Origin of the sequence: Micromonospora andamanensis, assembly GCF_016863495.1 — a bacterium.
Lineage (GTDB): Bacteria > Actinomycetota > Actinomycetes > Mycobacteriales > Micromonosporaceae > Micromonospora > Micromonospora andamanensis.
The window spans coordinates 1-7,779 of record NZ_BOOZ01000094.1; the positions used below are offsets into that span (position 1 = coordinate 1).

Here is a 7,779-nt window from a genome sequence, read left to right on the forward strand (position 1 = left end):
CAATGGTCAAGACCTACTGACCAGCGGATTCAGGATGGAACTACTTCCGGGGAGTCGCGGCCGGTAGCTACCAACGCGCACGAAGTCGCACGGACGAGCCCGAGCCCGATGACGAGCCTTCGCCGGCTACTTCTGGGATTCTTCGGCTCGGCTGGGATGAGCCCGCCCGTCGGGGCGCCGATGCTCGACGAGTCCGCGCATGTGCGATGACAGATGTCACAGCAGCTTTCGGACAGCCGCATCTGGTCATCGTCGCCGTCGCTGAACGATCGTGGTGGAGGCACGGGGAGTGAGGTTCCAATCATGTCGACGGATACGCAGGCACCGACCGCCCAGGGCCGGATTCGGTGCGTCGCTCCACCCCTGTCGACTCGACGAAAGCCGGGCTACGCTGCACCGATGCGACCGCGGCGTGACTCAACCGGCGCCAGGATGAACGGCCCTCCACTGCCGCCGCCTTCGCCCCTGCCGGCACCGCAGCCGGATCCCGTGCGACCCAATCCGCTGCACGGGCCGCGGCGAGTGGCCTTGATGGCGCCGACACCCTCCCCGCGCTCGTCCGCCTGGGTCGGCCAGATGTCGCGTCATGCGCCGGTTGCGGCGGTGTTGACGACGGCCAGCCTCGTCGCCATCCAGCTGATCTTTGTGGCAGTCCCACTGGATCAGACCGGACCCGACGTCCGTCGCACTACGTGGGCAGTCACATGTGCTGTGCTGCTGTTGGTGCCGCATTGCAGCCATGTCTGGGCTGCGGCTGCTGGGGCGCGGCCCCGAGGCGGACCGTGGGCGGTGGCCCTGACCGTGGCGATGGCACTTGCAGGGCTGGCCGTCGTCGGCGCCGATTGGATGCCGGTACTCTATGCACCGGCCGTGTCGGCATTGCTCGTCCTGCGCCGCCCCTGGGCCATTCCGGTCGCGGCGGCCGTCCTCGCGTCCGCCGCGCCGCTCGGGCTCATGCTCGGCGCAAGCTGGTACTGGGCGACCTGGTACGTATTTGCTGCGATGTTTCGGGGCGCAACGGTGTTTGCACTGACCAGACTACTCGGCGCCGTCGCCCAGTTGCAGTCGGCCCGCGAGGTTCTCGCGTCCGAGGCAGTGCGGGTTGAGCGGCGCCGCCTCGATGAGGAAATTCGGCACAGGCTCGACTTCACGCTGCAGCAGATAGCAGACCAGGGTGAGCGCGTGGCGACCGAGCCCAATCCCGTTCGCCGATCGGGCGATCTACGAATCGTCATCGGCATCGCACGTCAGACTCTTACTGAGGTTCGAAGGCTCGTCAGCCGATATCACGCCACGTCGTGGCGCGGCGACCTGAGCACGGCAGCGTCATTGATGACCGCCGCCGGGATCACCGTCAGAGTCAGCATGCCTGCGGACCTGAGCGATACAGAAGACGCTGCCTTCCGCACCACGTTGCGGGCAATGGTTGCGCGGCTGCTCGCCGACGAGTCCGTCTCCGAATGTCACATTGTGGTGACGGCACACGATGGCCGGCCGCAGATCGATTTGCGCGGGCTGCGAGGGAGAGACCGCCGTGAGGCCATTGAAAACGGTGAGTGATGATCGCAGCATCCCCCTGCTGACCAACAGGCAGTGCCGGCTGTTTCTCGTCGGCGTCAACGTGGTCTTCGGCGGCATTTTCATCGGCCTGAGTACTATCAACGAGGGGGAGGCAGACGGGCGGTCGTGGGCGTTCGCACTGTTGGCCGCCTTGGGTGTGGCCGAGCTGTTGCTGAATCTTCGGCACAGCTTCGCGTTCTCCGAAGGGCGTTACCCGCCGGGTTGGCGCTGGACCTTCGCGGCGATGGTCGTGATCTTCGCCGTACCTCTTTGGTGGTCGCCGTTCCAGTGGACATTGTCAGGCAACTACCTTGTAGCGTCAGCCTGGTTGTTGCTGCCCCGCTGGCTAGCAGTGGTGACGACGGTCAGCGCGGCGGCCGCGACGATCGGGGTGTACTACGCGCACTACAACGAAGCGTTGTGGGCTAGTGGCGGTTGGTTGGGTGTGGTGCTGTACGAACTCTATGTCCTCGTAGTGCTCGTCACCGGCTCGGGTGCCCTTTTCTGGTCGGCGCGGCTAGCGCGCGCCGTGCATGAACTCTCGTCCGCGCGAGCCGCGTTGGCGGAAGTCGCGGTACAGGGCGAGCGGCAACGCATCCTTCGGGATCTGCACGATCTGCTCGGCCAGAGCCTGTCGGCAGTCTCACTCAAAGGGGATCTGGCATTGCGGCTACTGTCACGAGATCCGGCCGCGGCCCGCGAGGAGCTCGACGGCCTTGTCGCAGTGGCGCGCACCGCGTTGCGCGATTCACGCAACGTCAGCAGGGAAGCCCAACGTGTCTCATTACGTAGCGAGATCGACGGCGCCGTGGCCCTGTTGACGGCGGCGGGCATTCATGCCGACGTACACGTCAGTGCTGCACGGGTATCCCGTCAGGCAGAGGAACTTTTCGCGTGGGCGGTACGGGAGGGAACGACGAATATGCTACGCCACAGTGAGGCCCGCCGGTGCTGGCTGCGCATCGAGCGGCGGACGACTACAGTCCGACTTGAGATTGTCAATGACGGTGCACGACCGGGTGCCGCCAATGGGAGCGGACTGGCCGGGCTGGATGAGCGTGCACGTGCTGCGGCCGGGTCGGTGCAGTCAGGGCTGATCGGCGGCGGTCAGTTTCTGCTGGCTGTCGAGGCACCGGGCGGCGACCTGTGATCCGCCTTCTGGTAGCCGAGGACATGCCGATCCTACGCAAGGCACTGGTCGCCCTCCTATCTTTAGAGCCCGACTTCGAAGTGGTAGCGGAGGTCGAGCGTGGCGACGAGATCCTTTCGCGTGCGCTAGCCGTGCAGCCCGACGTTGCTCTGCTCGACATCGACCTACCCGGCAGCGATGGGCTCAGCGCAGCCCATCAACTTCACCAGGAGTTACCGGACTGCCGAACGATAGTGCTGACAGGGCTGAGTCAACCCGGCAACCTGCTGCGCGCGCTGACTGCCCACGTACGCGGGTTCATCGTCAAGGATGCGCCCGCCGACACGCTTATTGACGGCATTCGTCGGGTGGCAGCCGGCCAGCGAGTCATCGATCCAGACCTGGTGGCCGCCGCCTTGGAGACAGGAGCCAGCCCACTGACGCCGCGCGAGGCCGATGTGCTGCGCGCCGCAGCGGAGGGCATCTCCACTACTGAAATCGGGTCACGCCTCTTCTTGTCGCCCGCGACTGTCCGCAACTACCTGTCCAACGCGATCGCGAAAACTGGCGCAAGCAACCGTATCGGGGCGATCCGGACGGCTCGCGACGCCGGCTGGATCTGAGAGCCCTCTGGCCATCTGTCAACACCGAATGATCTTTGACATCGTGGTTCCGGCCAAGCCGCGAGGGACGACGGTCTGCTGGGCGATCGTGATGATGGCGGCGTCGAGAGTGCCCTCGTGCACCTGCTGCAGCAGGACCGGCCCGTGATCGATTTCCGGCCGTACGCGGACGCTGTCCAGCTCGATCTCCAGAGCGGTGAACACCATCGGGCTCATTGCCTGGATGGTGCCCATTGCCAGGGTGGGAGTGTCAACGGCAGCGTGCCGACATGCCGGGATCGCGTCTTTCCTGTTCATGGCGCCATTGTGCGGGTCGTGGCCGTGCCGACGGCGTGTTCTGGGCGCCGGCTGGCGGGTGCCGGTGTGGTCGCAGCCGGCCCCGGATGCGCTCTACCGGTTCTTCTTCGAGGCAGGAGCATGGCGAGTGGGAGGAGAAGGACCGCGAACCCGACCGTCCACCGGAAGGTTTTCGCGATCGCGTGAGTGAGGATCTCGGGGGATGCGCCGCCGCTGGCCTGGTCATTGATCTGTTGTTGAAGGATCACAGCGACCAGCGCGGTGCCGATGGAGGCGCCGACACGCTGAATCACGTTGGTGGCGCTGGTCGCACGAGGGATCGCGGAATGTGGTAGCTGGTGATACGCCGCTGCCATCGTCGGGATCCCCACCACACCCAGGCCGATGTCACGCAGCACCAGAGACGCGGTCATGAGAACGTCGTTTGGGTCGGACGGTAGCTGGGTGTAGGCGAGCGTGCCGGCGGAGGTGATCAACGCTCCGACAGCAAACATCAGCGCGGCTGACGCGCTGAACGAGCGGTGCCGGAACAGTCGTAGGTCGATGATTGGAGTCTTGGAGGTACGCAATCCCTCGACTATCCACACCGTCCTGGCTGCGATCGGTGACTTCTGCATCCGCCGAGGCATGCGAGGTCGTCGCATTTAACCTGGACGACATCCGCCTGTCCGCACGCAAAGAGTTGATCATCGTCCGGTCCGGCAAGGGCAACAAGTATCGCGAGGTCCCCGTGCACGAGCAAGCTCAGCTACGTACCGACCTCAAACTGTGGATTGAAAACGAGCGACCCGACTGGACGGGCGCCGCCAACAGGGAAGCGCCGCTACTCAACCATCGCGGCGGCAGAGTATCCGCCCGCGGCGCTACGGCTTGCCCACCCAAGCCGACCGAGAGTGCGCCACCAACAGCCTCCCAGTGGACCGCTTACCAGCAATCTCACACCTCTATTGCCGGTTTCCGACGTACGCCGGTCGGCCCCCTTGTCGTCTCACCACAGCGGAATGAGTTAGGAAATCAGGTGGGCCAGCCACGCCATGCCGAAACGGCGGTCGACCGAGATCCGGCCGACCGCCGTTTAACGCTTACCCATGCCTCACAATGGGCACCTCGATAACCCGTTCTGGTGGCGGCACGAGCAGTTGTCGACCTCGTACGGCGTGGGATCAGCCTTCGCCTCGAACCCTGTCGTAGAGCAGGCAGATCGCTCCCGACTCAGTCGTGGACAGGTCGGTCAGCGACCAGGCGGTGGCGGGCAGGCCGTCCTCGAACAGGCGCGCACCACCGCCCACGAGTTCAGGGCAGAGAGTGATGCTCAGCCGATCGAGCTCGTCCTCGGCCAGAAGAGCCCTGATCACACTGCCGCTGGCGAGAACGATGATGTCGCCACCCGGCTGCTGGCGCAGGTTCCTGACAACATCCCCCACGCCACTACTGGTAATGCGGGAGTTCTTCCAGGGAGCCTCATTGAGGGTAGAGGAGATGACTACCTTCTCGACCGCATCCAGCCACTGCGCGAACGTCCGGTCTCGCAGGTCGGCATTCTCGTCCTGAGCGACCGCAGGCCAGAATCCGCCGAAACCCTCGTAGTTCTTCCGGCCGAGCAAGGCCGTCGTGGCTGCGCCGGTCACCCGAACCATGTGGGCGCGAGAACCATCCGTGATGGCGTGGGGAACGATCCAGCCCATGTCGTAGTCGCCACCGACTCCGCTGGTTCGGCCGTCCAGTGAGAGCGAAATATTGCCGACGACTCGGCGGCTCTGGACGTTGTTTACGTGCGTCATTCCTGGTCTCCTTTACTAACGACCTTAGCGACCGTGCAGCTCTCGAACTTGCCGCTGCGTTGCTCCGTACTTTCAACACTCTGCCCTCGCGGGTCGCCGGCACGTAGATGCCGTTGTTGGCAGCAACCGATGAGAAACGTCATGCCCGGGCGATGCCACTATGCCGCGAGCCCATCACAGTGCGACCGTTTTGGACAGTTTATAGCTATTATGCGGCAAATGATGGCCGCGTGCCTACAAAGCAGCCTTCTCGTGCGCACGGCAAGCGTGGTGATCTCGGCCGCCGGTCACTGCTCGATCGCCGGCCGAACGTGGTGGCCGGCTTGCCGGACAGTGCGTGCCGGGTTCGACCGGGCAGAGGCACCGGGATCACCGTCTCCGAAAGGAACGAAGCCCAGCCAGTGACCGTCAGGTCCGCTCCCCCGGCTCACGGCCTCGGGGTGCCGGATCGAAGGCATTGTCGAGCAGCCCAAGCGGGTTGCGCGCCCAACTCAGGCACCGCTCGATGGACCGCTGCAGAGAGAAGTTGGCGCCCCCAGCGCGTCGTGAAATCGCCATCGGACCGCGCATGACTCGTTCCGATGCCACCACAGCAGCCTGGTTGCCAGCGGTACGGGAGGACCCTCGGAATAAGCCATCCCATTTTCATGGACCTTCTTGACCTTGGCCTGATGGCCGTGGGGGAGGAAGTCGTCCGTGGCAGCACTGAAGAAGTAGCCCGAGCTACGTCGGCGCGCTGTGCGCCTGTACCGGGAGTCGGACCCGAAGCCGGTGATCCGGCGTCTGACCGAGCAGCTTGGTATGCATCACGAGGCGCTGCGTAACTGGATCCGCCAAGCCGACGCCGACGCCGACGCCGACACGACTAGTCTGTGTCGAAGTCCGCCTGGCGGGGCATGTTCGGGTCCCTCTCTTCGCATCTCCGGGGCACCTGTGTCGCTCTTGCGAGCGCGTAGCCGGTAGACGTAGGCGTGCTCGGCGAGCAGTCCGGCCAGCCCGGCGGGGGTGACCACGCTGGCCGACACCGGCAGCGGCGAGTCCTCATCGGCGGCGGCCAGCCCGCCGGACACGGCTTCCGTGTGCACCAGCGACCCGGCCGACACGTACGTGTCCGGCAGCACCCCGCCGACCAGCGCGGCCTTGAGAACCCGGATCGATTCGGGGTCGGTGCCGATCTGCAACCGCTCGGTCATGCTGCCTCCCTGATGCTGGCCAGGTGGCGGGGTTGGCGTGCGCCGACGCGCAGCCCGGACGCGATCGTGCGGGCAATCGCCCGGTCGGTGAACGGCTTGCGGCCGGGCAGGGACCGCGCGGCCGGTTCCAGGACGGCGTACACGTCGGCTTCGTTGAGCGCGCCCCCGGCGGCGAGCTGGCCGAGCGCCACCGCTGAGGCGAACAGGGCCTGGGTCAGGTGGGCGACCTGGCGGCGGCCAGGTACCGGCCGCGCCGGTCGGCCGGGAGGGCAACCGCGGTCGGCCGGTACGCCGGCCGCTCGGCCGGCGCGAGCAGGGACGCGAGCCACCCGGGCAGCGGCGTGGGCTCACAATCGAGGGCCAGGGTGTAGGGGCGGCCGTTGACGGTGGAGCCGGCGGCCACGACGTAGCCGCGGTGCGCGCGGGTGTCCACCTTCCATCCGAGTCCGCCCCGGTCTCCGGCGGTGTTGCGCAGCTCCGGCCCGTCCTCGGGGAACTGGTAGTAGAGGTGGCTGCCGCCGCGTCCGGTGGTGACGGTGTAGGTCGGCTCGACGGGACGCCGTGCCGGTCGGCGAGCGCGGCGAGCACGTCCCCGCCGTCTCGCGCCCCGGCCCACTCGGCGGGCGGCGTGTCGGCGGGGTGCTTGGGCACGTCCAGGTCGACCACCAGCAGACCGGACGGGCCGCACGCGATCCCACGCCGTAGGGGCGCGTTGACCACGCGCGGCGGATGCGGTCGGGGTCGGTGGTGGCGCGTTCCTCCCACCCGACGTGCCTGCCTGCCGCGCGGCAGCGCGGGTCGGTGCGGTCGCACCGGTCGGCGGTGCACCGGTTGGGGAACGCGGGCCGCCTCGCCTCATTCTCATCGGCGGGATGCGGTTGTCGGGTCGCAGCGGGAAGACGTGCCAGGCGCGCGCGGCGTGGGCCAAGGCGGCGGCCAGCAGATCGGGGTTAGGCACGAGGTGTCTCCCTTCCATCAGGCGGGCAGGGGCGGGGGCGGGTTACCGGCGGGGCAGCGATGCGGAGCGGGCTCGGGCTGGCCGGCGATCGCGGCCGGGGTGTGCGCCGGCCAGTGCGGCCCTTGCAGGAACGAGCGCACACCCTCGGCCGCGTCGCAGTAGCGGCCTGACGTGCTGCTCCAGACGTAGGTCGGGCGGCGGTGCAATTCAGTGGCGGGGTCGGACCGTGTGCGCCTAA

At 66.8% G+C, this 7,779-nt stretch carries 10 protein-coding genes and 1 pseudogene; 4 read left to right on the forward strand and 7 right to left on the reverse strand.

Features of this window, described 5'->3' with window-relative positions; genetic code table 11:
• Positions 1–789: 789 nt before the first annotated feature.
• The 3 genes from Van01_RS32455 to Van01_RS32465 are packed head-to-tail and all read left to right on the forward strand — an operon-like array spanning position 790 to position 3,312.
• The gene (locus Van01_RS32455) at positions 790–1,560 is read left to right on the forward strand and encodes a sensor histidine kinase (RefSeq protein WP_204015759.1); all 771 of its coding nucleotides are present in this window, start codon (positions 790–792) and stop codon (positions 1,558–1,560) included.
• The gene (locus Van01_RS32460; protein WP_204015761.1) at positions 1,535–2,710 is read left to right on the forward strand and encodes a sensor histidine kinase; all 1,176 of its coding nucleotides are present in this window, start codon (positions 1,535–1,537) and stop codon (positions 2,708–2,710) included. Before Van01_RS32455 ends, Van01_RS32460 begins: the two co-directional genes overlap by 26 nt.
• Positions 2,707–3,312, forward strand: a complete 606-nt coding sequence (locus tag Van01_RS32465; RefSeq protein WP_204015762.1) for a response regulator transcription factor — start codon at positions 2,707–2,709, stop codon at positions 3,310–3,312. The genes Van01_RS32460 and Van01_RS32465 overlap by 4 nt, the downstream gene beginning before the upstream one ends.
• 18 nt (positions 3,313–3,330) lie before the next feature.
• On the opposite strand, the gene Van01_RS32470 is transcribed toward Van01_RS32465, so the two are convergent.
• Positions 3,331–3,609, reverse strand: a complete 279-nt coding sequence (locus tag Van01_RS32470) for a hypothetical protein (protein ID WP_204015763.1) — start codon at positions 3,607–3,609, stop codon at positions 3,331–3,333.
• The gene (locus Van01_RS32475) at positions 3,606–4,178 is read right to left on the reverse strand and encodes an MFS transporter (RefSeq protein WP_204015764.1); all 573 of its coding nucleotides are present in this window, start codon (positions 4,176–4,178) and stop codon (positions 3,606–3,608) included. Before Van01_RS32475 ends, Van01_RS32470 begins: the two co-directional genes overlap by 4 nt.
• A gap of 35 nt (positions 4,179–4,213) precedes the next feature.
• Here Van01_RS32475 and Van01_RS32480 point away from each other — a divergent pair, with 35 nt between their 5' ends.
• On the forward strand, positions 4,214–4,723 hold the full coding sequence (locus tag Van01_RS32480; RefSeq protein ID WP_204015765.1) for a site-specific integrase: 510 nt from the start codon (positions 4,214–4,216) through the stop codon (positions 4,721–4,723).
• Between the two features lie 49 nt (positions 4,724–4,772).
• Here Van01_RS32480 and Van01_RS32485 read toward each other — a convergent pair whose 3' ends face one another.
• The 5 genes and pseudogenes from Van01_RS32485 to Van01_RS32505 all read right to left on the reverse strand — a co-directional run.
• Positions 4,773–5,390, reverse strand: coding sequence for a dihydrofolate reductase family protein (locus Van01_RS32485; protein WP_204015766.1), 618 nt, complete (start codon positions 5,388–5,390; stop codon positions 4,773–4,775).
• Positions 5,391–6,196: 806 nt separating this feature from the next.
• Complete coding sequence (locus Van01_RS32495; RefSeq protein ID WP_239099442.1) at positions 6,197–6,583, reverse strand: hypothetical protein; 387 nt, start codon at positions 6,581–6,583, stop codon at positions 6,197–6,199.
• Positions 6,580–6,774 (reverse strand): hypothetical protein, encoded by a 195-nt coding sequence (locus tag Van01_RS33385; protein ID WP_239093817.1) that lies wholly within the window; start codon positions 6,772–6,774, stop codon positions 6,580–6,582. The genes Van01_RS32495 and Van01_RS33385 overlap by 4 nt, the downstream gene beginning before the upstream one ends.
• A gap of 23 nt (positions 6,775–6,797) precedes the next feature.
• The gene (locus Van01_RS32500) at positions 6,798–7,559 is read right to left on the reverse strand and encodes a bifunctional DNA primase/polymerase (protein WP_239093818.1); all 762 of its coding nucleotides are present in this window, start codon (positions 7,557–7,559) and stop codon (positions 6,798–6,800) included.
• Positions 7,559–7,779 (reverse strand): annotated as a pseudogene (locus Van01_RS32505) (hypothetical protein); the annotation flags it as partial. The pseudogene Van01_RS32505 and the gene Van01_RS32500, both read right to left, overlap by 1 nt.

Bases quoted from the DNA above. Each gene is read 5' to 3' on its own strand.
- Van01_RS32470 (WP_204015763.1), bottom strand. From the start codon at position 3,609: ATGAACAGGAAAGACGCGATCCCGGCATGTCGGCACGCTGCCGTTGAC.
- Van01_RS32485 (WP_204015766.1), bottom strand. From the start codon at position 5,390: ATGACGCACGTAAACAACGTCCAGAGCCGCCGAGTCGTCGGCAATATT.
- Van01_RS32495 (WP_239099442.1), bottom strand. From the start codon at position 6,583: ATGACCGAGCGGTTGCAGATCGGCACCGACCCCGAATCGATCCGGGTT.
- Van01_RS32500 (WP_239093818.1), bottom strand. From the start codon at position 7,559: ATGGAAGGGAGACACCTCGTGCCTAACCCCGATCTGCTGGCCGCCGCC.